The sequence below is a fragment of the Rhizobium sp. N122 genome (assembly GCF_002211295.1).
In the GTDB taxonomy this organism is placed as follows: Bacteria; Pseudomonadota; Alphaproteobacteria; order Rhizobiales; family Rhizobiaceae; genus Rhizobium.
In genome coordinates, this window is record NZ_LOKU01000012.1 from 342866 (window position 1) to 365704 (window position 22839).

Annotated in this window: 24 protein-coding genes; 11 read left to right on the forward strand and 13 right to left on the reverse strand. The window is 60.4% G+C overall.

The genetic code is table 11. The features are described 5' to 3' along the window. The first annotated feature begins 3 nt into the window (after positions 1 to 3). The 7 genes from ATY75_RS12015 to ATY75_RS12050 all read left to right on the forward strand — a co-directional run bounded on the left by ATY75_RS12015 (position 4) and on the right by ATY75_RS12050 (position 5445). A complete protein-coding gene (locus ATY75_RS12015; protein ID WP_245317562.1) occupies positions 4 to 402 on the forward strand; it encodes a hypothetical protein in 399 nt (132 codons plus the stop codon). Further along, complete coding sequence (locus ATY75_RS12020; RefSeq protein ID WP_088937698.1) at positions 399 to 830, forward strand: hypothetical protein; 432 nt, start codon at positions 399 to 401, stop codon at positions 828 to 830. Before ATY75_RS12015 ends, ATY75_RS12020 begins: the two co-directional genes overlap by 4 nt. 214 nt (positions 831 to 1044) lie before the next feature. Then, the gene (locus ATY75_RS12030) at positions 1045 to 1509 is read left to right on the forward strand and encodes a lysozyme (protein ID WP_088937700.1); all 465 of its coding nucleotides are present in this window, start codon (positions 1045 to 1047) and stop codon (positions 1507 to 1509) included. Next, positions 1506 to 1877: a hypothetical protein gene (locus tag ATY75_RS33875; RefSeq protein ID WP_143535293.1), complete on the forward strand. Its 372-nt coding sequence runs from the start codon at positions 1506 to 1508 to the stop codon at positions 1875 to 1877. The genes ATY75_RS12030 and ATY75_RS33875 overlap by 4 nt, the downstream gene beginning before the upstream one ends. A 228-nt stretch (positions 1878 to 2105) precedes the next feature. Next, positions 2106 to 3290, forward strand: coding sequence for an SGNH/GDSL hydrolase family protein (locus ATY75_RS12040; protein WP_088937702.1), 1185 nt, complete (start codon positions 2106 to 2108; stop codon positions 3288 to 3290). Positions 3291 to 3322: 32 nt separating this feature from the next. After that, a complete protein-coding gene (locus tag ATY75_RS12045; RefSeq protein WP_143535294.1) occupies positions 3323 to 5011 on the forward strand; it encodes a hypothetical protein in 1689 nt (562 codons plus the stop codon). Positions 5012 to 5016: 5 nt separating this feature from the next. Beyond that, the gene (locus tag ATY75_RS12050; protein WP_088937704.1) at positions 5017 to 5445 is read left to right on the forward strand and encodes a DUF1515 domain-containing protein; all 429 of its coding nucleotides are present in this window, start codon (positions 5017 to 5019) and stop codon (positions 5443 to 5445) included. Between the two features lie 356 nt (positions 5446 to 5801). Here the strand turns inward: ATY75_RS12050 and ATY75_RS12055 are convergent, their stop codons facing one another. Then, positions 5802 to 6002: a hypothetical protein gene (locus ATY75_RS12055; protein ID WP_088937705.1), complete on the reverse strand. Its 201-nt coding sequence runs from the start codon at positions 6000 to 6002 to the stop codon at positions 5802 to 5804. Between the two features lie 76 nt (positions 6003 to 6078). Further along, positions 6079 to 6453, reverse strand: coding sequence for a thermonuclease family protein (locus ATY75_RS12060; RefSeq protein ID WP_088937706.1), 375 nt, complete (start codon positions 6451 to 6453; stop codon positions 6079 to 6081). Between the two features lie 671 nt (positions 6454 to 7124). Here ATY75_RS12060 and ligD point away from each other — a divergent pair. Beyond that, the gene (ligD, locus tag ATY75_RS12070; protein ID WP_088937707.1) at positions 7125 to 8174 is read left to right on the forward strand and encodes a non-homologous end-joining DNA ligase; all 1050 of its coding nucleotides are present in this window, start codon (positions 7125 to 7127) and stop codon (positions 8172 to 8174) included. Positions 8175 to 8517: 343 nt separating this feature from the next. Here ligD and ATY75_RS12075 read toward each other — a convergent pair whose 3' ends face one another. Both ATY75_RS12075 and ATY75_RS12080 read right to left on the reverse strand, forming a co-directional pair. Further along, entirely contained in the window at positions 8518 to 8808 is a 291-nt protein-coding gene (locus tag ATY75_RS12075; RefSeq protein ID WP_088937708.1) for a CopG family transcriptional regulator, read from the reverse strand. A gap of 49 nt (positions 8809 to 8857) precedes the next feature. Beyond that, on the reverse strand, positions 8858 to 9157 hold the full coding sequence (locus ATY75_RS12080) for a hypothetical protein (RefSeq protein ID WP_088937709.1): 300 nt from the start codon (positions 9155 to 9157) through the stop codon (positions 8858 to 8860). A 222-nt stretch (positions 9158 to 9379) separates the two neighbouring features. On the opposite strand from ATY75_RS12080, the gene ATY75_RS12085 reads away from it, so the two are divergent. Together ATY75_RS12085 and ATY75_RS12090 are read left to right on the forward strand one after the other, a co-directional pair. Beyond that, on the forward strand, positions 9380 to 9598 hold the full coding sequence (locus ATY75_RS12085; RefSeq protein WP_088937710.1) for a hypothetical protein: 219 nt from the start codon (positions 9380 to 9382) through the stop codon (positions 9596 to 9598). A gap of 28 nt (positions 9599 to 9626) precedes the next feature. Continuing rightward, on the forward strand, positions 9627 to 10217 hold the full coding sequence (locus tag ATY75_RS12090) for a hypothetical protein (protein WP_245317563.1): 591 nt from the start codon (positions 9627 to 9629) through the stop codon (positions 10215 to 10217). A gap of 576 nt (positions 10218 to 10793) precedes the next feature. Here the strand turns inward: ATY75_RS12090 and ATY75_RS12095 are convergent. From ATY75_RS12095 to pobA, 7 genes are all read right to left on the reverse strand, one after another. Continuing rightward, positions 10794 to 11852, reverse strand: a complete 1059-nt coding sequence (locus ATY75_RS12095) for a VCBS domain-containing protein (protein ID WP_280950588.1) — start codon at positions 11850 to 11852, stop codon at positions 10794 to 10796. Positions 11853 to 12007: 155 nt separating this feature from the next. Further along, the gene (locus ATY75_RS12100; protein WP_088937712.1) at positions 12008 to 12724 is read right to left on the reverse strand and encodes an ABC transporter ATP-binding protein; all 717 of its coding nucleotides are present in this window, start codon (positions 12722 to 12724) and stop codon (positions 12008 to 12010) included. Next, a complete protein-coding gene (locus ATY75_RS12105) occupies positions 12705 to 13469 on the reverse strand; it encodes an ABC transporter ATP-binding protein (protein WP_088937713.1) in 765 nt (254 codons plus the stop codon). The genes ATY75_RS12100 and ATY75_RS12105 overlap by 20 nt, the downstream gene beginning before the upstream one ends. After that, positions 13466 to 14470, reverse strand: a complete 1005-nt coding sequence (locus ATY75_RS12110; protein WP_088937714.1) for a branched-chain amino acid ABC transporter permease — start codon at positions 14468 to 14470, stop codon at positions 13466 to 13468. The genes ATY75_RS12105 and ATY75_RS12110 overlap by 4 nt, the downstream gene beginning before the upstream one ends. A 1-nt stretch (position 14471) precedes the next feature. Beyond that, the gene (locus tag ATY75_RS12115) at positions 14472 to 15335 is read right to left on the reverse strand and encodes a branched-chain amino acid ABC transporter permease (RefSeq protein WP_088937715.1); all 864 of its coding nucleotides are present in this window, start codon (positions 15333 to 15335) and stop codon (positions 14472 to 14474) included. Between the two features lie 73 nt (positions 15336 to 15408). Continuing rightward, positions 15409 to 16581, reverse strand: coding sequence for an ABC transporter substrate-binding protein (locus ATY75_RS12120; RefSeq protein ID WP_088937716.1), 1173 nt, complete (start codon positions 16579 to 16581; stop codon positions 15409 to 15411). Between the two features lie 177 nt (positions 16582 to 16758). Beyond that, the gene (gene pobA, locus ATY75_RS12125) at positions 16759 to 17931 is read right to left on the reverse strand and encodes a 4-hydroxybenzoate 3-monooxygenase (RefSeq protein ID WP_088937717.1); all 1173 of its coding nucleotides are present in this window, start codon (positions 17929 to 17931) and stop codon (positions 16759 to 16761) included. Positions 17932 to 18050: 119 nt separating this feature from the next. Here pobA and ATY75_RS12130 point away from each other — a divergent pair, with 119 nt between their 5' ends. Beyond that, positions 18051 to 18941, forward strand: a complete 891-nt coding sequence (locus tag ATY75_RS12130; protein WP_088937718.1) for a helix-turn-helix domain-containing protein — start codon at positions 18051 to 18053, stop codon at positions 18939 to 18941. A 50-nt stretch (positions 18942 to 18991) separates the two neighbouring features. Here ATY75_RS12130 and ATY75_RS12135 read toward each other — a convergent pair whose 3' ends face one another. After that, positions 18992 to 21376, reverse strand: coding sequence for a phosphoketolase family protein (locus ATY75_RS12135; RefSeq protein WP_088937719.1), 2385 nt, complete (start codon positions 21374 to 21376; stop codon positions 18992 to 18994). Between the two features lie 72 nt (positions 21377 to 21448). After that, complete coding sequence (locus ATY75_RS12140) at positions 21449 to 22627, reverse strand: acetate/propionate family kinase (RefSeq protein ID WP_088937720.1); 1179 nt, start codon at positions 22625 to 22627, stop codon at positions 21449 to 21451. Positions 22628 to 22839: the final 212 nt, after the last annotated feature.

The window sequence follows — 22839 nt, forward strand, 5'->3', positions numbered from 1 at the left end:
AAGATGAACATCGGCCCGAATTTTGGAAATGAGTTGATTGCGGCTGGGCTCAGCGGTCTACCTATCGCGTGGGGAGAAGACGGCGATGTTGAATGCGGCGCTCTGACTGACGAGCAACGCGCAACGCTCGATCTCGTCATTGCCTCACATGACCCGAGCAAGCCGGACCAATCGACGTTTGATCGGGTGACGGCCCGTCAGTTCAAGCTGCAGCTTCTGTCTGCGGGCCTTCTCGATGCTGTTGACACATGGGTAGCTCACCAGCCGCGAGACGTTCAGATCGCCTATGAGTATTCTGGCGCGTTCGTGAAAGACAGCCCCATGATGACGGCCGGCTTCGCGGCTATGGGATTTTCGCCGCAGCAGATCGACGCTTTCTTTGCTGCGGCGGCGCAACTGTGATCCTCCGCTACATCGCCTACCTCCCGATCAACCTCCTCTTCGTCGGGCTGGCCTATCTGCTCTCGCCCTTCCTGGCTGCATGGTCGATGAAGCACGGCCCTGTTCTCCCGGGCCGCTGGCGCTGGTTCTCGACACTGAACGCTGATCTGGACGGCTACATCCCGCAGAAGGTCGCCGGGTTCGATCCTGCCGCCAAGGGCCTGAAACTCTGGTGGCAGCGTACCCGCTGGACATGGCGCAACCCTTGCAACGGCTGGCAATCCGAAGCGCTGGGCGTGGATGACATTGCCTCTGCTTTCACCGTCAAACGCGATGTCCCGCTGGCATTCGGTTTCTATCTCAAGCTCTGGCTTGGCTGGAATCCGATCAAACGGGGTGGCAACTTTTACCCATACATGCTGCAGGCCGGCTTGAAGCGCCGGTCGTAGTCACTTCCCACAATCTGGAGCCTACCCATGCTCGTCCATAACTGGCGGCGCGTTCTTGCGCGCTCCCTGTCGCTTTGGTGCGTCTATTTCGCGGGGATCTTCGAACTGGCCCCATACCTCGTCCCGTATCTCGATAGCTACATCCCGCCGTGGCTATCGATCGTCCTTCTCCTCCTTTCAGTCCCGGCTCGGGTAGTCGATCAGAGGCTTTCCAATGGCAAATAGAATGAAGAAGGGCAGCGCGGTTGCCGCGGCTGCTGTGGCGCTCGTCGGCGGCTTCGAAGGACTTCGGCAGCACGCCTATCCCGATCCGGCCACGCAGGGCCAGCCGTGGACGATCTGCTACGGCAGCACGAACGGCGTGAAGCCGGGAGACTACAAGACGGTCGCCCAGTGCAAGGCGCTTCTCTCGCTCGAGCTGCAGAAGTACGCCGCCGGCATCGAGAAGTGCGTGACGGTCCCGATGCCGGATTCGCGCTTCGTGTCGCTGACCTCGTTCGCCTATAACGTCGGCGTAACCGCCGCCTGCGGCTCCAGCGCCATCAAGCTGATCAACCAGGGCAAGACGGCGGAAGGCTGCGAAGCGCTGTTGCGGTGGAATAAGGCGGCCGGCATCACCTTCCCCGGCCTGACCCGCCGCCGGCAGAAGGAACGCCAGTTCTGCCTCGAGGGCGCATGATGCTTGCCTTCCTCGCCACACCGATCGGCAGATGGGTCGGCTCTATCGTCGGTGGCGCCTTGCTTATCGTCGCCCTCGTCGCGGGCTTCCGCTTGTGGCTCCATGGGCACGATAAGGCAATCCTCTCAGGCTATGTCGCCAAGAGTGAGAAAGACGCGTCCGACGCGCTGGTGAAAAAGCTCCAGCATGACCTTCTCCTTGGCCAGCAGATCCGCGAACAGGCTGACAAAGCATCCGAACAACTCGATATCGAAGCGCAGAAGAGGCGCGATGCTGATGAAAAGGCGATTGCCGACAACAAGGGCGGCGCGTCTCGCGTCACTCGTGATGATCTCGATCGTGTTGACCGGGTGCGGAACGCTCGATGAGCGGCTTTCGCGTGCGTCGGCTTCGAAAGCTGTGGCCGATAGCAGCACCATCCTTCCCGATCAGCCGCCTAAGTGCCAGGGCAAGATGCGCCGCATCAGCCCACAGGAAGGCGAGGAGTGGTTTGCCGTGCAAGTCCGGTGGATGACGGCGGCAGACGAGCAAGACGCGCGTACGGCTCTCTGTGCGACCTTCTACGACGACGTGAAATCTAAATACGGGACCGCAAAATGAGCCTCATGCTTGGATTGTCCACCGCCATCACCAACCAGTTGGGCGGGGGTGGTGCTGCACCGGGACAATTCAATTTCAAAACCTCGCAGTTCCCCAAGACCAAGGCCGCGCTGGCTCGTGTGGCCGGCGGCACTGGTCGCGGCAAGATCGTCTGCATTGGTGACAGCACGACCTTTGGCGAGGGCTCAGGAACGGGAGGCAACGGCCGGATAGGGTGCATGCCCAAATCATGGCCGGCCAAGCTGGCGGCGTCCCTGACGGCGCTCGGCACTCCTGCAGTGAACGAAAACAAGATCGGAAGCTCTGGCATCACGACGACGACTGTCACGATTGCGGAAAACCGCAACTCGATAAAGCCGGGGTTCAATCCAGCGTCTGCAGGGTGGGTCTTGTCAACATCGACGGCGGCCGGCGGCGTGCTCTTCACCAACACCGCGGACACGTCGAGCATCCTCAGCTATGCCCCGACAATCTCAGTTTCGAAATTCGAGCTGATCGATCTCACCGTCAGCACCGGCGGCTCGATCACATACAACGTTGATGGCGGTTCCGAAACCGTGCTTTCTCAAGCCGGATCCAGCACACTCCGAAGCACGATCATCGATTGCGGTTCGCTCGGGGCGCATACGCTCAACATCAAGCGGGTATCCGGGAACGCCTTCGTGGTCGGCGTCCGTGCGTGGGACGATACGGCCAAGGCCTTCGACATCTGGAACCTCGGCAACTGCGTGTCGCAGACATCAGACTGGATAGGGGTGGCAAACCCCTGGTCTTCTCTCAATGCCGCCACCACCTATTGCGCGGACGCCGATCTGGTCACCATCGATCTGACCATCAACAACGCGCTACTGTCGCCCTCGTCCTACAACACAACCTACCCCACGCAGATGCAGACGATCATCAACGCCGCCAAGGCCGGGGGCGCCGATGTCTTGCTGATGACCGGCAACCCGTCACGCGTCGATATCATCGCGGATTCTGTGCAGCAGCAATTCCGCCAGGCGCTGCGGACCCTCGCCACCACAAACGATCTGCCCATGATCGACCAGTATTCGAAATATACGGATTGGGTGACCTTGAACGCCCTCGGGTGGATGTTCAACGCCAACCACCCGAACGAGTTGCAGTATGCCGATCTTGGCGGGTTCATCGCCAGCAGCATCAAGACCTGGGCGGTTTAGCTCAATGAACAGTTTTCACCGGGATTGCGTCCATGAGCATGATGCTAGGCCTTAACCTCGCGATAACTGGCCATGTGGGCGACGGGGTCGGCGGAGCTATCGCGACCTTCTACGTGGACCCGGCAGGCTCTGACACCAACGACGGCCTCTCACAGGCTACCCCGTGGCAGACGCTGAGCAAGGTCAACGCGGCCACGCTGACACCGGGCTCCTCGGTTCTTTTCAAAGGCGGCTCGACGTTCACCGGTCAGTTGATCCTTGTCGAGGGGAAGCACTTCGGCAGTTCCGGGCTGGCGACCACCTTTGGGTCCTATGGCACTGGCAACGCAACGATCCAGGCGGGCGTGAACAGCGACAACGGGATATCCGCCCTCAACCCGCATCACGTCACCATTCAAGACCTGATACTGGTGGGCACAGGCAGCACCGTGAGCACGGGCACCGGATGCGCGCTGACCAATGATCAGCTCGGCAGCACAAAGCTTGCGGGCGTTTCGCTGCTTCGCTTGGATGTCAGCGCCTATGGCGTCGATGGAATTGCGGCATACACAGGCAGCACGGCTTACGCCGCCAATTCGGCATCCGGCTTCAATGCGCTCTTGATCGATGGCTGCATTGTCCACGACAACACCGGCAATACCGCGACGGGCAGCGGCAACGGCATCACCATGCAGGGTCTTTATGGCCTGCTCAATTTTGCCGCCAGCCATACCAATTGCATCGTCCGCAACTGCAAGATTTACAACAACACGGGCAAGGCAGGGCTTTCACAGCACTCCGGCAATGGCATCCTTCTTGGCCAGTGCTCGGGGGCTCTTGTTGAATATTGCGAGGCGTATAACAACGGGGCGAACAATTCGAACGCCGCCGGCCCGGTCGGCATTTGGATGTACGACACGATCAACTCGACCATCCAGTTCTGCGAGAGCCACCACAACAAGACCGGTGTCGGCACTGCTGACGGCGGCGGCTTCGATATCGACGGCGGTTGCCAGGGCTGCATCATTCAATATTGCTACAGCCATGATAATTATGGCCCAGGCTATCAGCTCTACCAATACAGTGATGCGGCGAATATCCTGCCCCTCAGCAACAACCTCATCCGCTACAACATATCGGAGAACGACGGGACGCAGGCGCCCGCGACCAAAGGTTCTGTCCACCTCGGGACCGCGGATCTTGTGCGCGCGAACACCGGCAACGCCATATTCAACAACACGCTCTACAGCAGCGTGGCGTCGGCCAACGGCCTCTACGTTGACAGCAACCCCGATAAATTCACGACGACCTATTTCTCCAACAACATCGTCTATCTGACCGGGGCAAGCACGAAGGTCATCAACTCGACGCCAAGTTCAGTGCCTGGCATCTTGTGCATCGGCAACTGCTATTCGTCGCCGGCAACCTCCATCAAGTGGGGACCGAGCACCTACACCACCTTCGCCAACTGGCGCGCAGCCTTCCCGACCCAAGAGACAGTGGCTGGGGGCGCTACCTTCAAGGCCGCCAACCCAACCCTGGTGGGGACCGTGCCCGTAGGCAACATCAACGGCTTCAATTCCGCTCTGCTGGGCGCCTACAAGACGCAAGGGGCTTCGGTCTGCCGCAATGGTGGCCAGAACATCAATAGCCTCTACGGCATCACCGTGGGGTCGCAGGATCTGTACGGGAACCCGATCCCGCAAGGGCTCTATGACATCGGCTGTTTTGAAAGCGCATAAGATACATGACATCCAATGAGGATATCCTGCGCGCCCTCGGCCGCGTGGAGGGAAGGCTTACCGGTATTGAGGAGAACGTCAGCCTCCTGCGCAATGAGGTGAGCGACGAGAAGGAAAACGCTCACGAAAGCAGGGCTGTTATCCACCGGCGCCTCGACGAGCAGGGGAAGCAGATCAACTTCCTCGACAAGGCCGTTGAGATAAGAACTGGCGTTGATGTGCAGGTTCGGGAAGAGCTGAAAGCCATCAAGGAGACGGTGCAGAAAAACCATGAAACCATCCAGCCAACGCTGGAGGAGTGGAAAAGGCTCAAAACTCTCGGCTATGGGATTTCAGGATTGATCGCCTTCGCCGGCCTCACGGTCGGCGGGACCATCGCCTATGCCAGCGACGGCGCTGTGGCTTGGCTTCGGCATTGGTTAAAGATCAACTGAACACGCACCAAAAAGGCCCCGCTTTTGGGGAGCGGGGCTAGTTTTGGGTTGAGTTGGGTCGCACATCGAAATGTCGAGTGTGGCTGCCTTACAAATCTCCGCACGACCCGCCTTCCTTACCGTCAATGAAGCTGATTGTTCCCGGCGGACGGATTTTTTATGATCCGCTAGGGACATGCGGGACCGTTGGGGGCATCAAAAAAGCCCCGCCGAAACGGGGCAATTTTGGAAAGGACGGATCGCAGGTGACATATGGCCCGGTCACAAAGGGCCACCCGTACGATCCTGTCGCTCTAACCGAAAAGGGGTTGCTTTGTTCCCGCATAGTTCCGCACCAATCATTTCGCCGCTGCGGATTAGATCAGGAGCCGCAGCAGGGTTTGCTCGTCCTTCACCCCATGCTGGAATGACTGGATAATCCGGCAGGCTAAATCCTCACGCTCAGCGTCTGCGTTGATTTGCTTCACCGAAACGACGTGGTCATAGACCCTTTGGCATAGCGCCACTTCGGCGTCGTTCAGCACGTTTTGCGCTTGCGCAATCTGCGACGGGATCATGACGGCCCTCACTTCCCCCGTTATAGAGGGTAGGGCGGGGAAACGCCGGTTCAAGCGCTGGGGCGAGATCTGACAATTAGTCGCACCAGTCATTCCGTTGCTTCGGGCTCCAGGTTCGCGCGAAACCCTCCTTGATCAGCTTCATGCCGATCTCTTCCCCATTTGTTCGATAGATGTTGACGAGCGGCCGGTGCGAAGGCGTCCGGTCGACCGCGCCACTCGACACGATCCGCAATCCCTTTTCAGCCAAAAGGTCTTTCAGCCTTCCTTTGGCGATCAGCGCCAGCTTCCGTTCCTTCATGCACTTCGCGTGCGACCCGATCTCCGGCGTGTCGATGCCCGAGACGAACGGAACACCTTCCCCAAGCAGCCGCATGTTCTGCCCGTCGCATTTGATTGTGTCCCCGTCGACCGCCGTCAGCGAGGCGCATACTATCAATTCAGCGATCATCCTTGCTCCCCCGCAGGCCATTATGTCGCATCAGCCGGTGATAGTATTCTTCGACCTTTCGCATAGCCTCCCGCGGCTTTGCTTCGAATCCTTGATGCGGCGTTAGTCTTACAGGCACATGCGGGCCGTGCCCGCTCCATTGCCACTGCCCATTTTTCGGGCCCCCGCTCACCATACGAATTCTCCCGATGATTACCTCCCCGTCATAGCCCAGCCAGTCGAGATCCGTCGGCTCGCCTTTCTCGTTGAGCTTCGTGCCGCGCCATTTGTAGAGTGGTTGGTATCGAGTTGGCATATCCGGATCATCGACCTAGCCGGTTCAATAATCAATCTGGGTGTGAGCTATGAGGGGGTTCCCAGAGCGGCGTCGGTGGACCGCACGGCCACTGCGAACAGGGGTGCAGCAGTACAAGATACTGAAGCCGTGCGGCCCGTCGTAAGAACCCATAACTGCCTGAACAGGTTCCCGGATCATCAGTTCACCGCGAACAAAAAAGCCCCGCTCGTTGGCGGGGCTAGTTTGTACGGAAAGGCGGCTGCGCCATAGTTGCTGGGGAGCGGACGAAAGCGCATCCTCGCGTAAAACCCGCCGTCGCAACAAACAGTTCCCGGCCCGCACCTAATGAATTTGGGCAAATTGCTTTTCCGAGCGCCGCTGCTGAAGTGTCAGCATGACGAAGCCGCCTCGCACACCCTCGAAGCCGCTGCTCGGCGACGTTGACGCACCAATCCGCAGCAAGGCGCGCCGCCGGCGCGATCCCGCCCAGCCGCAACTCCTCCTTGATCCCATGCCGGCGCGCATCGAGCCGTGCCTGGCGCTGCTGAAGCCGCGGCCCCCGAAAGGCCCGCAATGGACATACGAGGTGAAATGGGACGGCTATCGGCTGGCCCTTCACATCGAGCCGACCAGCGTTCGCATCCTGACGCGCGGCGGCCATGACTGGACCGAGCGCTTCCCGGCGATCCTGGCGGAGGCGAGGCGGCTTCCTGTCTCGACGGCCATCCTGGACGGCGAGGCCGTCGTGCTCGACGCGCAAGGCCGATCGGATTTCGGCATGCTCCAGCAGTCCCTCGGCGGTCGCGGCGGCAAGCGCTCGTCCAGAGATGCAATCTTCATGGCTTTCGACCTTCTCTATTTCGACGGCCATGACCTCACCGGGACCGAACTCAGTTCCAGGCGCCATCTCCTTGAGGGGCTGGTGCCGCCGGATCGCGAGGAGGCAATCCGGCTGTCCGAAGAGATCGAAGCCGACGGCGAGCAGCTGCTGCGCATCGCGTGCGAACACGACCTTGAAGGGATCATCGCCAAGCGGATGGACACCCCCTATCGCAGCGGCCGCCTCGGCGACTGGGTGAAGATCAAATGCGTCCAGAGTGATGGCTTTGTGATCGTCGGGTACGAGAAGTCGGCAGCATCGTTCGGGGGTATCGGACGGCTACTGCTGGCGGCGCGCAAAGGAAAGGAGCTTATCTATGTCGGGGGAGTGGGAACCGGCTTCAACGAACGGTCCGCGAGCGAGCTTCGAGAGCAGATGGACGAGCTGATCATAGGCAAGCCGGCCGTCGATACAGGACGGAAGCGAGATGCTGTCTTCGTCCGCCCGAAGCTCGTTGCCGAGATCGAATACCGAGCATGGACGCACGATCGCAAGCTGCGGCATGCTTCGTACAAGGGCTTGAGGGAAGCGGCTGATGGCGCCGAGATTTATGCCTTCGAATAGTGGAGATGTTATTGACGCTTCTCCCGCTGTGGGGCCGCTGGGTAGACTTTTCGCAGGAGGGCCCTACATCCCCTCAATCGTCGGCAACCGAAAACGTAGGCGCTGACGGCTGAGGGTTACGATGTGCTCCCGCCTGCAAACAGCGGTGTGCACTCATGGGCAAGCCCCCTATTGACGCTGCGGTGATATCCTCCCGCGCTCTAATCCAACAATCATACCAGTTGCTGGCATCGACCGGTCGGCTTGTATCTGCGGATCGGCGGATCCCAAGGTGGACTGAAGACGGCCATCCGGATTCTGAGTCGAGGCAGAGCGATCCGGAGGTTCGCCGGCTTGACGCGGCTCAGGCACTCCCGTCGACATCTCCGTCTTCCTCGAGGTGATGCACCGGCAGATAAAGGTTCTTCTCCATCCACTCCCGGACGATAAACCTGATCGTGTCGTTGCGCGTCATGCCGAACTCGCCGGCCAGGTCGCGCAAGGCTTCCTCAACATCATCGTCCATCGAGATGCCGCCGGCGTTGCGCAGCCGCAGCGCCGCGCGCCGCAACATGATCTGCAGATCCGGCCGCGAGATATCTGCGATCCGATCGGCGGCGTCCTCGAGGAGGGTGGCGGTGTCCGGCGATGTCATTGGCTTACCATCCTGACCTTTGAACCCTCATGCGCGCGGCGGCTTGCCACTAAGCACCAAGCTGCTTATCCACTTCCATCGCCGCGATAGCGCGCCCGAGTGCATCATGGAGCCATTTCGCCAGGTCGCAGGGTATTTCCGAGGCGGTTTCGATGTTTCCGTGATGCAAACGCAGCACCAGCGCATTTGCCGCCGCATCGAGTGAAATATGTATGTCCTCTATTTTCAGCGTCCGAACGTCGGCGGGCACATTTAGGCCGAGTTGTCCGGCCTCTTCTGCCGAAAAATGGACAACCTCACCGTTATCTCGGATGAGATCTGTGCCCGTCGGCGTTGCTATGGTTTTCATCGTCTTCTCCCAAATGATGGCCTTATGCCTGTGCCGACGCTGAAGCTATCTTGTCAAGAATATCAGCATCCTCTTTCATGCATCAAAATGGATTTCCCTGCCAACGTCCTTAGAACTTCCTAAAGGGTACCGGGCATCGCAAATGGACAACTTCCGAAATCGGATCGTAAACAAGCAGTCAGCGAGGCTTGCTCGCTGATCCGCAATTTCTTGGAGAACCGGATGTCTGAACTTGATGACCTCTTGAGGCAAAAGGCAGAACTTGAAACTCGAATCCAGGAGGTTATGGCAGGGCAGATAGACCGGCTAAAGCTGGAATTTGCCGATCTAGCCTATAAGCTTCGTGAGCTCGGCGCGCTACCGAGTGCCGTCGAGGCCATTTTCACGGACAAGGCCGGAACATTCAATTCCTACCGCGTAATGCGGGTGAAGAAGGCGTAGGCAATCCCGATGGCCGACGTATCTAACCTTGACGCTGGCATACTATGCGAAGAATGCGGCGACTGCTGAGCGTATGCGAGCCAAGATGGCTCGCCTCGGTGTCACGCCCGCAGGGCACAAAGTTTGGACGGAGATCGAAGATGATTTCTGCCGTCTTCTTTACTTCGACCAATTCGCCTTACGTCAAATACTCAGCCATCGAACGGCTCGGGCGATCCAGGCGCGTTGCTGTAAGCTTGGATTTGGGCGGGCGTATCATCGATGGGGGCCATTGGAGCGACAGAAGCTCCGCAAACTGTATCCCGAGGCCTCTCAGGAAGAAATTTGCGCCACATTCCCCGGCGTCCCGTGGGAAAATATCCAAGCCGTCGCCCGCTACTATGGCTACCGGCGGAAAAAGAAGCCTTACGTCATAACCGGGATCGTAGCCAATGATCAGGTCAGAGCATTTTGCTACGACCTCGGTTGGATCATGCGCGACCTCGATGAAGAGAGCGGCACAGGGCTCTATTTTCAGCGGAGCGGCAGTAGGCGCAAGTATCCAAATTTCAAAGCGATCAGCAGAGCTGTGAAAGCGCTTGGCGGCGTCTTACAGGTCCACTGGCCTGCGGAGGAGTGACAGGCAGTCAGCCTTGTCGTTTGGTCTCATCTGATGTTTGATAATTTGCAGCGACTGGCGCCTGCGTTTTCAGATACTTAGCGATAGCCTTTTTAAGAACGATCTGCCACGTTCCCAAGCTGATCTCCGTCCGTTCACCCTGTCGGCTGTTGTGAGCAGAACGGACCTCCGCTACCACTCTCATTGCAGATTTGGCGATTTGTGCGGCTCGGTTCGAGCCGATGCCAGCGGCCAGCAAAGCTGGCCGGCTTCTGATCGACAGGATTTCCGCTAGCGCCGATGACAGGACTATTTATAGAGCGTCAGAAGCGCTATTGGCAGCTTCATCGCCCACAGGTGGGATGCGGCAGCGATAATAATAGCCCATACGGCAAGCGAGAACGTCACCGCCGCCAACTTGATCCCGACTGGCTGCATCGTTTTCCTCCGTCCCAGCATCCGTATCCTCCTCGGACGATCTAATGCTAACAGGGCGCTGGTCGATCAGCTATCGTAAGAAATCGCTACCAGATAATCGAATCCAGTGATGCTCGGGAAGATGTAAGGTTTGGTGATGCGGCGCCCTTTCCCTAGCCCTCAAACGACAAAGTGGAAATTGTCGTATTGCGCGCCATAATAATCCGGTCCGCTCGTTTCGGTGATGACGGGCTCGGTGTCGAGCACGAGAGAATCGATTTCGCCGTAAGCGCTGAGATCGATCACTTGCGGGTCATGAATGCTGTCGGAGGTCACGTTGACCGTGACCAGGAAGACGGTATCGCCGTTCAGCTTACCTTCGATCGTTAGAACGTTGTCATAGTCCGATGTGCCGTTTGCCACGCTGAATTGCTCGATCTGGAAGGTGCCGCCATCGGCGGCTTGAATGGGTGTCCAGAACACGCCGCCTGCGAGATAATGGTTGCCGTCGGCTTCCTTATGTACCGTTGCATCGTCACCATCGTGCCAAGCGCCCCAATCGAAGCCTTTGTAACCCGTGGGGAAGTCGTGTTTGCCGACATCCTCGAAATTGACGAAGACGTCGCCGCGTTCCGGCAAGTCGACCGCGATATTGAGCAAACCAAAGTCGGTGGCGCCTTTGCCGTCCGATATCTTGAAATTGAACTGGTCGACGAGTTGATCGCCCGGGCCGAGCGCTGCCACCACCGGGTTGGAGTGATCGAGCTCATAGGTGTAGTGGCCGTTGGAATAGACAATCAGCGTGCCGTATTTTCCCTCGATTGTCGTCGTCGTGGCGGGTCCATCCGGGTCGGTCGGCTGCGGAATTCGCTGTCCGTTCACGAAGTTGAGGCGCACCCGATCTCCGTCGGCATCCGTTGAACTGGTGCTATCCAATATGTTGCCGTCGATCGGGTTGTCGATGTCAAAGATAGGCTGGTATACGTCACCTGCGACCGGCTTATGATTTGCCATTTCCACCTCCCGTGTGATGCGCTGTTCGACTATGCAACCCTGTCGGGTGTCTGGCAACCCAAATTGCTGGGAGGGGCAGAGCAGTTGCCGCCAGTCCAATGAATTTTCGGCCGGCTGCAGCTCAAATACCAAGTAAAGACGGTTCAGGAACCAGGGGTTTAGGTCTTTCCCTGCATTGCTGCCGCAGGGTCGACCATCATGTTTCTCGCCTTTCGGGCGATCCATCCATGCGGCCGGCGGGCAACTTTCGACCAGGATAATATTGGCAGGGCAATAACGACGTCGTGATGACGATATACTGCATGAATGGCTCGGCGTGCGAAGGGCAATCTGAAAGGCGGGGCGGGGTCACCGACGGCCCGGCTTCGGCCGGCCATCAATCAATGCAGGCCGCCGACGCCAAGCAGGCTCTCGACAGCCTCATGATCCTTGGTGAGGTTCTCAGGCGTCCCCGTCCAAGCCAGCCTGCCCCGTTCGAGAATGACGACCTGATTGGCGAAATCGAGCGCGCTCTGGATGCGCTGTTCCACAAGCACGATGGTCATGTCGCCCGATTTGGCGAGGTCGGCGAAAGCCGCCATCAGTTCCTCGCAGATAACGGGTGCCAGGCCCTCCAGCGGTTCGTCGAGCAGCAGGACGGACGGGCGGCCGAGAATGGTACGGGCGGTGGAGAGCATCTGCTGCTCGCCGCCGGAGAGCTGGCTGCCGAGGTTGCGGCGGCGCTCCTTGAGGCGCGGGAACATGGCATAGGCTTCCTCCAGCGCCGCCTTCGGCCGCGATTTCAGGCCAACGAAAAGGTTCTCCTCGACTGTCAGCGTCGGGAAGACACAGCGCGTCTGCGGCACATAACCGAGACCCTTATGCGCGCGTGTCGCGCTCGGCGCCGTGGTGACATCCGAGCTGCCAAGGCGGATATGACCCTCATATCGCCTGGTCTGCCCGGCAAGTGTTGCGAGCAGCGTCGTCTTGCCCATGCCGTTGCGGCCGAGCACGGCGAGCCGGGCGCCCGCCGGCACCGAGAAGGAAATGCCTTCCAAAACCCGTGTCGGCCCATATCCGGCCGACAGATTTTCGACCTCAAGCGACAGGGCTGGCATTGGCATAGCTCCCGAGATAGGCTTCACGCACACGCGCGTCCCTGGTGACGTCTTCAGGCAAGCCGTCGAAGATGATCGCGCCTGATGCAAGCACGATGACACGTTTTGCGAAACGGAAGACGAGATCCATGTCGTGTTCGATCATCAGCACGGCGAGATCTGCGGGCAGATCGGCCAGCGCCTGCTCGATGCGGCCGGTATCGCTCTGCGGCACGCCGGCTGCCGGCTCGTCGAGCAGCAGCACTTTCGGTCTCAACGCCAGTGCCACGGCGATCTCCAGAAGCCGCTGCTGGCCATAGGCGATCTCGCGGACCTTGCGGTGCATCAGTGATGCCAGCCCGAGCTTGCCAAGGAGATCGTCGACCTCCGCCATGACATCGGGCATGCGCAAGAAATTTCCGAAGACACGCGCGGACTTTCCGTCCCGCTGCAGAACGGCAAGCCCCACATGTTCGGCCGGCGTCATGTCCTGGAAAAGCCGCGTCACCTGAAAGGATCTGATAAGGCCGCGTTTGACCCTGCCGATCGCATCGACCTTCGTCACCCTCTCGCCGCCGAGGCGAACCTCGCCGGAATCGGGGGCGAGGTTGCCGGTGACGAGATTGACGAAGGTGGTCTTGCCGGCGCCGTTCGGGCCGATCAGCGCGATGCGGTCGCCTGGCGACATCGACAGCGAGACATCATTGGTGACGGCAAGGCCGCCAAAGGCTTTCCTGAGATTGGCGACTTCGAAGACCGGGCTCATGCGCGCTGTTCCCTGCGACGGCTGACGAAGGCGGCAGCCGTGCCGAACAGGCCTTTCGGCGCAAAGAGCACAACGGCAATCAGCAGTGCGCCGACCATGGTCAGCCAATGAAAGGGATTGGCGGCGGAGACGTAATCCTCGAAGAGCATGAAGATGACGGTGCCCGAAAGCGCCCCGACGAGAGAGCCGGTGCCGCCGAGCACGAGCATAACCAGCGCTTCGGCCGATTGCGTGAAAGACAGGCTGTCGAGGCCGACGACCTGGGTCGAGATCGCATTCAAGGCGCCGCCGACACCGGCGACCGCGCCTGAGATAACGTACATCCTGATGAGCGCCGCCTTTGGCGAAGCGCCCATGGCGCGGATGCGCAACGGATCCTGTTTGATGCCGCGGCAGAGCATGCCGAAGGGCGAGCGGACCAGCAATCTGAGCAGCACGAAGACGACAAGCAGCAGCGCCATGCCGAAGAAGAAGGCGGTGTGACCGTAGAGATCGAATTCGAAGAGACCGAAGACCGGGTCCGGGGCGATGCCGGAAAGGCCATCGCTGCCGCCTGTCCAGGACGAAGCCTTGTTGGCGAATTCATGGAAGAGATTGATGAGGGCAATCGACAGCACGAGCTGCGGCAGCCCATGCGCCCGCAGGATGATCGCGCCGCTGAGCAGCCCGGCAAGCGCGCCGCCGGCAATGCCGGCCAGCATCATCAGCAGCGGATCATTGATGCCGTAATGTGCCGACAGGATGCCGGCGGCATAGGCGCCGGAGCCGAAAAGGGCAGCATGGCCGAGGGTTGCGACGCCGCAATAACCCGTCACCAGATCGAGCGACAGGACGAGCAGCGCGATCGTGATCATCCGGGTCAGAAGCGCCAGATTATCAGGGAAGGCGAAATAGCCGATTGCGGCAATGGCTGTCATAACCGCTATTGCCGCGAGATCGCGGCCGAGGAACCCGCGCCGATGCTGAAGAGGTTCGGTTTCGTCGTTGATTGCAAGCGCCATATTACTTCGCCCTTCCGGCAAGGCCGCGTGGGAAGACGCAGATGATCGCAATCACGGCGAGATAGAAGAAGAATTCGCCGAATTCAGGCATCAGATAGCGTCCCGTCGTATCGATCGCTCCCAGCAGCAGGCAGGCGATCAGCGCGCCCGGAATGGAACCTGCGCCGCCGACGGAGACGACGACCAGGAAGGTGACCATGTAGCGCAGCGCGTAATAAGGTTCGACGGGCAGCAGTTCGGCGCCGACCACGCCGCCGAAAGCGGCAAGCCCGACAGCGACGGCAAAGCTCACCGCGTAGATGATCTCGGTGCGCACGCCAAGCGCGGCAGCCATTGCCGCATCGTCCACGGAGGCGCGCAGCTTGACGCCGAAACTGGTCCTTTCGATCGCAAACCAGAGCCCCAGCGCAACAGCCAGGCCGCAAAGGATGGCGAAAAGCCGGTGAACGGGAATGGTGCGGAAGCCGAGATCGGCCGATCCTTGCAGCGTCGCGGGAAGCGGTATGGTCTTCAGCGTCGGCCCCATCGCGTAATTGGCGATACCGATGACGCAGAAGGTGATGCCGATCGTCATCAACACCTGGGTCAGTTCAGGCGCGCCGTAAATCCGCCGGTAGAGCAAACGCTCGAGCGGGATGGCGATGATGATTGTGACCACCACGGCGGCGAGGACCGCTGCGGCATAGCCGAGGCCGAGGTCGCGGGCGGCATAGGAGGCGACATAGCCGCCGATCATCGCGAAGGCGCCATGCGCCAGGTTGACGACGCGCATCAGTCCCATGGTCACGGAAAGGCCGATCGATATGACGAAGAGCACCATGCCATAGGCAAAGGCGTCGACGGCGATGCTGAAGACTGTCTGCATGGAAATACCTTGCTTCGATGCGACGGGCTCGGCCGGATCGATGACCCCGCCCGTCGCATATCAATGCCGGAGCTTACTTGGCGGCCGCCAAGCCCGGGTCGCCCTGCTTCTCGAAAGTCTGGATCTCCTTGTTGATATAGGTCCCGTCATCGGCCTTGGCGACTTCGCGCAGATAGATGTTCTGCGTGATGTGCCGGCTTTCCTGGTCGATCGACACCGGGCCGCGCGGGCTCACCCAGGCAAGGCCCTTCACCGCATCGACGGCCTTCTCGGCATCCTGCTTGCCGCCCGTCGCCTCGATCATCTTGTAGATGACATACATGCCGTCATAAGCGCTGACCGCGGGGAAGGAGAGCTCGGCCTTGTTGCCGATCGCTTTAGTGGCAGCCTCGACGAAGGCCTTGTTCTCAGGCGAGTCGTGCGACACGGCATAGTGGAAGGTCGTCTGGATGCCGAGCGCGGCGTCACCCAGCGCCGGCAGGTCGGATTCCTGCGTCAGATCTCCCGGCGCAAAGAACTTGATGCCGGCGGACTTCAGGCCATTCTCGTTATAGGCCTTGACGAAGCCCAGCGTCGTCGGGCCCGATGGCAGGAAGGCGAAGACACCCTCGGCGCCGGAATCCTTGATGCGCTGCATGATAGGGCTGAAGTCGTTGGTCGCGAGCGGCATGCGGATCGCCTCGACCACCTGGCCGCCGGCCTTTTCGAAACCGGCCTTGAAGGCATTCTCGGCGTCGATGCCGGGGCCATAATCGCTGACGACCGAGATCACTTTCTTGACACCGGCGTCGAAGGCGACCTTGGCGATCGGCGTCGAGGTCTGCCAGGTGGTAAACGAGGTGCGCACGACGAGCGGGCTCTTGGTGACGATCGCCGAGGTGGCGGCATTCATGATGACCATCGGCACATTGCCCTGCTTGAGGATCGGCGTCACCGCCATGGCATCGGGTGTGAAATAGAAGCCGGCGAGATACTGGACTTTTTCCTTGACGATCAGTTCCTGGGCAAGCGCCTTGGATTGGGCAGGATCGGCCTGCGGCACGTCGCGATAGACGATCTCGACGGTATCGTTGCCGACTTTGCTGCCGTTAACAGCCATATAGGCGTCAATCCCGGCCTTGAAGTTTTTGCCCTGGAGCGCGAACGGACCGGAGAACGGGCCGATGACGCCGACCTTGATGGTGTCGGCATAGGCGCTCGTTCCGATGGCGATTGCCGCCGCGGCGGCCAGAAGCAACTTCCTCATTTTCTCTCTCCCTTTTCGGCGTACTCCGGCGCCGTATTGACTTTCAGGCTAGCTTGTCATGCGAAATGGTGATGTAAAATGAAATAAATCCCCAAACACATGATTTATTGGTTATGGTTCTGCCTCCCGAACATCCGGTGTTCACTGCGGATGCGCGCATCCTTCATCCGCAATCCTTCAGAATGGCAGCCCCACATAATTTTCGGCAAGGGCCGTCGAGGCGGCGCGGGAATGGGTGAGATAGTCGAGTTCGGCCTCCTGGATCTTCTGGTCGAAATCGCCGGTGTCGGGAAAACGATGCATCATCGTCGTCATCCACCAGGAAAACCGAACGGCTTTCCACACGCGGGCGAGCGCGGCCTGAGAATAGGCATCGATGCCACGATCCGAGCCTTCGCGGTAATGTTCGATCAGCCCGGAGAAAAGGTAGTGGACGTCGCTGGCCGCCAGGTTCAGCCCCTTGGCGCCGGTCGGCGGCACGATATGGGCGGCGTCGCCGACGAGGAAGAGACGGCCGAAACGCATCGGCTCGGCGACGAAGGAGCGTAACGGCGCGATCGATTTCTCGAAGGACGGCGCGGTTTTCAACGCTTCGGCGTGATGCGCCGGCAGACGCCGTCTGAGTTCGTCCCAGAAGCGATCGTCGCTCCAATCCTCGATCTTTTCGTCGAGAGCGCACTGGATGTAGTAGCGGCTGCGCGTCGCCGAACGCATCGAGCAGAGCGCAAAGCCTCTTGGATGGTTGGCGTAAATCAACTCGTGGCTGACGGGCGCCACATCGGCAAGCAGGCCCAGCCAGCCGAAGGGGTAGACCTTCTCGAAAATTCGGATCGCCCGCTCGGGAACGGCCTTGCGGCTGGCGCCGTGAAAGCCGTCGCAGCCGGCGATGAAATCGCAATCGATGCGCCTGGCAGCGCCGTCCTTTGTGTAAGTAACGAAGGGAGCGCGACCGTCGAAATCATGCGGCGCGACATCGGCGGCATCGTAGATCGACAGGGCGCCGCTTGCTTGCCGCCGCTCCATCAGATCGCGCGTCACCTCGGTCTGGCCGTAAACGGTGACGCGTCGGCCGCCGGTCAAGTCGTGCAGGTCGATGCGATGGTCGCGTCCGTCGAAAGCGAGTGAGAAGCCGTCATGCGGCAGACCTTCGGCATGCAGCCTCGCTCCGGCTTTTGCCTGATCCAGCAGCCCGACTGTGCCTTCCTCCAAAACGCCGGCGCGCACCCGGCCGAGGATATAATCCTTGCTGACGCGATCGAGCATGACATTGTCGATGCCGGCTTCGGTCAGAAGTTGACCGAGAAGCAAGCCGGATGGTCCCGAACCGATGATGGCGACCTGGGTTCGCAAATGCTTCCTCCGTCACGTTTCTTGCGTTTTGTCAGATTCTGCCGCGCCGACCGGATCGCTACAATGGACATTCCAGCCTAAAAATTGCACTAATCGAACATCAGCGCGGGAGGGAGCCGATGAGCAGGCATATACCGACCTACGAGCTCTACGGCGAAAACGTCGGACGATCGCCGGAATTTTGGTTGCATTGCGAAACAATTCGCTCCCGCAGCAGTCTGCATCAATGGGAGATCCGGCTGCACCGCCACGAAAGCTTCTTTCAGATATTGTACATCGAAGCCGGTTCGGGCGATGCAATCTTCGGTGAGAGCAGCCATGCCATCCGGCCGCCGGCGGTCATTACGGTTCCCCCGGGGCTCAATCACGGCTTTCGTTTTTCGCGCGATGTCGACGGTCTTGTCATCACCATATTGCGGTCCCATCTCAGCCATCCACCCGGCGAGCGGAGCCATCTCGGCGAATGGCTGGCGACGCCGCAGTTGACGCGGCTCAATCCTGATGATGCCGAGGCTGCCCATGTCATGCAGACGTTGCGACGGCTGGGCGACGAATTCGAAAACCGCCGCAGTGGCCGCAACGAGGTCTTGGCAGCCTACGTCGCCTTGGCGCTGCGGCTGACGGCACGGATTTCTCATGAGGGGAATTCGCAGGAGCTTGCGTCAAACGAAAACGAGCGACGGATGGACATGCTGGGCGAGCTCATTCAGCAGCATTTTCGATCCCACAAGCCCGCATCCTTCTATGCCAGGGAGCTCGGGGTTTCGCCGACGCATCTCACCCGGATCGTCCGGTCGATGACCGGCAGCACGCCGCACGAGTTGATCGCCGCCAAACTCGTTGAGGAGGCGAAACGTCAGCTTGTTTTTACGCTGGGCAGCGTTCAGGAAATCGGATTCCGCCTCGGCTTCGCCGACCCCGCCTATTTCTCGCGCTTCTTCCTGAAATATGCCGGCGAAACGCCACGAGTCTGGCGCATGACGGAAAAGGCCCGACTCGACCGCGCATAAGGTTTTGGCATCCGGTGACGGCGCATTCGCAGGCGTTAATCACCGATGTCTCACGTTGCCGGCCATGCCCAGTCCCGCACCTCCGGCATGTCCTCGCCATGTTCGCGCACATAGTCGTGGTGTTCCGAAAGCTTGCGGCGGAAGGCGGCGAGGGCTTCCCCCGCTTTTTCCTTGAGACCCGGTACACGCTCGATCGCTTCGATCGCGAGGTGGTAGCGGTCGAGTTCGTTGAGGACGGTCATGTCGAAGGGTGTCGTCGTCGTGCCCTCTTCGATGAAGCCACGGACGTGGATGTTTTCGTGGTTGGTGCGCTTATAGGTCAGGCGGTGGATGAGGTAGGGATAGCCATGATAGGCGAAAATCACCGGCTTATCTGAGGTGAAGATCGCGTCGAACGCCTCGTCGGAAAGGCCATGCGGATGCTGGTCGCTGGATTGCAGCGCCAGCAGGTCGACGACATTAACGGTGCGGATCTTCAGCTCGGGAATGGCCTTGCGCAAGAGGGCGACGGCGGCAAGCGTCTCCATCGTCGGCACGTCGCCGGCGCAGGCCATCACGAGGTCGGGCGCGACGGCGTCTTCCTCGTTGCTTGCCCAGCGCCAGATGCCGATGCCGGCCTCGCAATGTTTCACCGCTTCGTCCATCGAAAGCCATTGCGGCTCCGGTTGTTTACCGGCGACGATCACGTTGATGCGGTCATAGGTGCGCAGGCAATGGTCACCGACCCAGAGCAGGGTGTTGGCATCCGGCGGCAGGTAGATGCGGACGATGTCGGCCTTCTTGTTGGCAACGAGATCGACGAAACCGGGATCCTGGTGGCTGAAGCCGTTATGGTCCTGGCGCCAGACATGCGAGGTCAGCAGGTAATTGAGCGATGAGATCGGCTTTCGCCATGCAAGTTCGCTCGTCACCTTCAGCCATTTGGCGTGCTGGTTGAACATGGAATCGATGATGTGGATGAAGGCCTCGTAGCAGGAGAAGAGGCCGTGGCGGCCGGTCAAGAGATAACCTTCCAGCCAGCCCTGGCAGAGGTGTTCGCTCAGAACCTCCATGACGCGCCCGTCCCGTGAGAGGTGGACATCGTACGGCTCGATATCCTCCATCCAGACGCGGTCAGTGACCTCGAAGACGCTGCCGAGGCGGTTCGATTCCGTTTCGTCGGGGCCGAAGATCCGGAAATTCGCTGCCGCCGCGTTGCGCTTCATCGTGTCGCGCAGATAGTGGCCGAGGATCTCCGTCGATTGCACCATGGCGCCGCCGCGCTTGCCGATATCGACGGCGTAGTCCCGGATATCGGGAACGACCAATTCCTTGCGCAGCAAGCCGCCATTGGTATGCGGATTAGCGCCCATGCGGCGTTTGCCGGCAGGGGCGAGTGCCCGCAGCTCGGGTTTCAGCCGGCCGTCGGCGTCGAACAGGTCTTCCGGGTGATAACCGCGCATCCAGTCCTCGAGAATCTTGCGATGGCTCTCACTCTCGCGGCAGTTGGAAACCGGCACCTGATGGGCGCGCCAGAAGCCTTCCACCTTCTTGCCGTCAACCTCCTTCGGACCCGTCCAGCCCTTGGGGCTGCGCAGCACGATCATCGGCCAGCGTGGGCAGCCGTCCGCAGCTTTGCCGTCACGGGCCTGGCGCTGAATGTCGCGGATGCGGTCGAAGATCTGGTCCAGTGTCGCAGCCATCTGCTGATGCATGTCGCTCGGCTCATGGCCTTCGACGAAGAAGGGTTCGTAGCCGTAGCCCTCGAAGAGACGGCGGAGATCATCGTCACCGGTCCGGCCGAGAATGGTCGGATTGGCGATCTTGTAGCCGTTCAGGTGCAGGATCGGCAGCACGGCGCCGTCGCGGGCGGGATTGAGGAATTTGTTGGAATGCCAGCTCGCGGCAAGCGGCCCGGTTTCGGCCTCGCCGTCACCGACGACGCAGGCGACGATCAAATCGGGATTGTCGAAGGCGGCGCCATAGGCATGGACGAGGGCGTAGCCGAGTTCGCCGCCCTCATGGATGGAACCGGGTGTTTCCGGCGCCGCATGGCTGGGGATGCCGCCGGGGAAGGAGAATTGCCGGAAGAGCTTGCGCATGCCTTCGGCATCCTCGGAAATGTCGGGATAGATCTCGCTATAGCTGCCTTCGAGATAGGTATTGGCAACCATGCCCGGTCCACCGTGGCCGGGGCCGCATATATAGATGACGTCGAGACCGCGGGCGCGGATCAGCCGGTTCAGATGCGCATAGATGAAGTTGAGGCCGGGTGTCGTGCCCCAATGGCCGAGCAGGCGGGGCTTGATGTGTTCGGGTTTCAGCAGCTCGCGCAGCAGCGGATTGGCGAGCAGGTAGATCTGGCCGACCGAGAGATAGTTGGCGGCCCGCCAGTAGCGGTCGATCAGGGTGAGTTCGGCGTCGGTCAAAGCGGCGGTCGAGACATGCTTTTCCATGGGTTTCTCCCGTTCGAAAACCTGTTCAACGTCAATTCTACCGGCCGGCGCGAGGCCTGCCGTTGATCTGGATCAGCCAGTGCCGAGTATGGACAGCGCCTCATCGGCGATGACCTGCTCCTCGTCGGTGGCGATGACATGGGCGGCGATGCGGCTTTCTCCAGTGCTGATTGTGAGCGCATTGGCGCTATTGGCCTGTTCGTCGATCGAAAGGCCGAGCCAGGAGAGCCGCTTGGCCACGCCGGCGCGGATCTCCGGCTGATGTTCGCCGATGCCGGCGGTGAAGACGACGGCGTCAAGGCCGCCGAGCGTCGCAGCCATGCGGCCGATTTCGCCGGCGATGCGCAGCGTGAAGAGGTCGATAGCCTGGCGCGCCTCCGGCCGACTGTCCCTCAACAGATCGCGGGTATCGGCGCTGATGCCTGAGATGCCGAGCAGGCCGGAGCGGTGATAGAGCAGGTCTTCGATTTCTTCGAAGGATTGGTTTCGTTGACCGGCCAGATGCAGAATGACGCCGGGATCGAGTGCGCCCGGGCGCGTCGCCATCGGGATGCCGTCGAGCGTGGAAAAGCCCGTGCTGCAATCGCGGCCGACGCCCTGATCCAGCGCACAGAGGCTGGCGCCGCTGCCGAGATGGGCGACCACCGCCTTCGCCGCGCCCGGCGCCTTGCGGGTTAGTTCGCCGGCGATGAATTTATAGGACAGGCCATGGAAGCCGTAACGCTTGATGCCTTCGTCGTGCAGCGCACGGGGGATGGCGAAGCGGCGAACGAGATCGTCCTGCGTGGCATGGAAGGCGGTGTCGAAGGAGGCCGTCTGGGCAAGATGCGGTTTCAGATGCCTGAGCGCACGGATGAAGCGCAGCGCCTGCGGTTGATGCAGGGGTGCCAGCGGTGTCAGTGCATCGACAGCATCGATTGCGGCGTCGTCGAGGGCGATCGCCCTGGTGAAACGGTCGCCGCCATGGACGACGCGGTGGCCGGCGGCGCGGGTGGCGGCAATGTCGAAATGATCGGCAAGAAGCGCGAAGGTCTCATCGATGATGTCGTGCAGGTCTTCCGTTACCTCGGCTCTCAACGGCACGTCGAATGTCAGCGATCCCTTGACAAGGCCGAGCGAGAGCGGTTCGGCGCGGAAATCGATCACGCCTTTGCCGAGGCGCCGCGCCTTGTCGCCATCCATGGCAAAGATGCCGATCTTGATCGTGGAGGAGCCGGCATTGAAGGTCAGGAGCAGGTCGGTCGATGACATGTCTACAGAGACTCCGCGCAGTCGTCACGATGGCCGAACTTAGCGTCGGGGCAGCGGACGGAAAGGTGTGTCCCCACCCTTCATGCGTTTTGTCGATGCGCAGCCTATCGTCATCCCCGGCGGGGCTCGAGTACAGATTTTATAGATGTGCCGGGCTGGAAGCGTGCGATTGGCGCTGGCGGCTTCGATTGCATTCGTGCTCTTTCTCGGTG

What these genes read in the sequence shown, in the direction of transcription:
- ATY75_RS12080 (WP_088937709.1), bottom strand. Translation starts at nt 9,157, where the DNA reads ATGAAAACCATAGCAACGCCGACGGGCACAGATCTCATCCGAGATAAC.
- ATY75_RS12105 (WP_088937713.1), bottom strand. Translation starts at nt 13,469, where the DNA reads ATGAGCCCGGTCTTCGAAGTCGCCAATCTCAGGAAAGCCTTTGGCGGC.
- ligD (WP_088937707.1), top strand. Translation starts at nt 7,125, where the DNA reads ATGACGAAGCCGCCTCGCACACCCTCGAAGCCGCTGCTCGGCGACGTT.
- ATY75_RS12045 (WP_143535294.1), top strand. Translation starts at nt 3,323, where the DNA reads ATGAGCATGATGCTAGGCCTTAACCTCGCGATAACTGGCCATGTGGGC.
- ATY75_RS12135 (WP_088937719.1), bottom strand. Translation starts at nt 21,376, where the DNA reads ATGGAAAAGCATGTCTCGACCGCCGCTTTGACCGACGCCGAACTCACC.
- ATY75_RS12130 (WP_088937718.1), top strand. Translation starts at nt 18,051, where the DNA reads ATGAGCAGGCATATACCGACCTACGAGCTCTACGGCGAAAACGTCGGA.
- ATY75_RS12120 (WP_088937716.1), bottom strand. Translation starts at nt 16,581, where the DNA reads ATGAGGAAGTTGCTTCTGGCCGCCGCGGCGGCAATCGCCATCGGAACG.
- ATY75_RS12085 (WP_088937710.1), top strand. Translation starts at nt 9,380, where the DNA reads ATGTCTGAACTTGATGACCTCTTGAGGCAAAAGGCAGAACTTGAAACT.
- ATY75_RS12075 (WP_088937708.1), bottom strand. Translation starts at nt 8,808, where the DNA reads ATGACATCGCCGGACACCGCCACCCTCCTCGAGGACGCCGCCGATCGG.
- ATY75_RS12050 (WP_088937704.1), top strand. Translation starts at nt 5,017, where the DNA reads ATGACATCCAATGAGGATATCCTGCGCGCCCTCGGCCGCGTGGAGGGA.
- ATY75_RS12040 (WP_088937702.1), top strand. Translation starts at nt 2,106, where the DNA reads ATGAGCCTCATGCTTGGATTGTCCACCGCCATCACCAACCAGTTGGGC.
- ATY75_RS12015 (WP_245317562.1), top strand. Translation starts at nt 4, where the DNA reads ATGAACATCGGCCCGAATTTTGGAAATGAGTTGATTGCGGCTGGGCTC.
- ATY75_RS12055 (WP_088937705.1), bottom strand. Translation starts at nt 6,002, where the DNA reads ATGATCCCGTCGCAGATTGCGCAAGCGCAAAACGTGCTGAACGACGCC.
- ATY75_RS12095 (WP_280950588.1), bottom strand. Translation starts at nt 11,852, where the DNA reads ATGGATCGCCCGAAAGGCGAGAAACATGATGGTCGACCCTGCGGCAGC.
- ATY75_RS12030 (WP_088937700.1), top strand. Translation starts at nt 1,045, where the DNA reads ATGGCAAATAGAATGAAGAAGGGCAGCGCGGTTGCCGCGGCTGCTGTG.
- ATY75_RS12060 (WP_088937706.1), bottom strand. Translation starts at nt 6,453, where the DNA reads ATGATCGCTGAATTGATAGTATGCGCCTCGCTGACGGCGGTCGACGGG.
- ATY75_RS33875 (WP_143535293.1), top strand. Translation starts at nt 1,506, where the DNA reads ATGATGCTTGCCTTCCTCGCCACACCGATCGGCAGATGGGTCGGCTCT.
- ATY75_RS12115 (WP_088937715.1), bottom strand. Translation starts at nt 15,335, where the DNA reads ATGCAGACAGTCTTCAGCATCGCCGTCGACGCCTTTGCCTATGGCATG.
- ATY75_RS12110 (WP_088937714.1), bottom strand. Translation starts at nt 14,470, where the DNA reads ATGGCGCTTGCAATCAACGACGAAACCGAACCTCTTCAGCATCGGCGC.
- ATY75_RS12140 (WP_088937720.1), bottom strand. Translation starts at nt 22,627, where the DNA reads ATGTCATCGACCGACCTGCTCCTGACCTTCAATGCCGGCTCCTCCACG.
- ATY75_RS12100 (WP_088937712.1), bottom strand. Translation starts at nt 12,724, where the DNA reads ATGCCAGCCCTGTCGCTTGAGGTCGAAAATCTGTCGGCCGGATATGGG.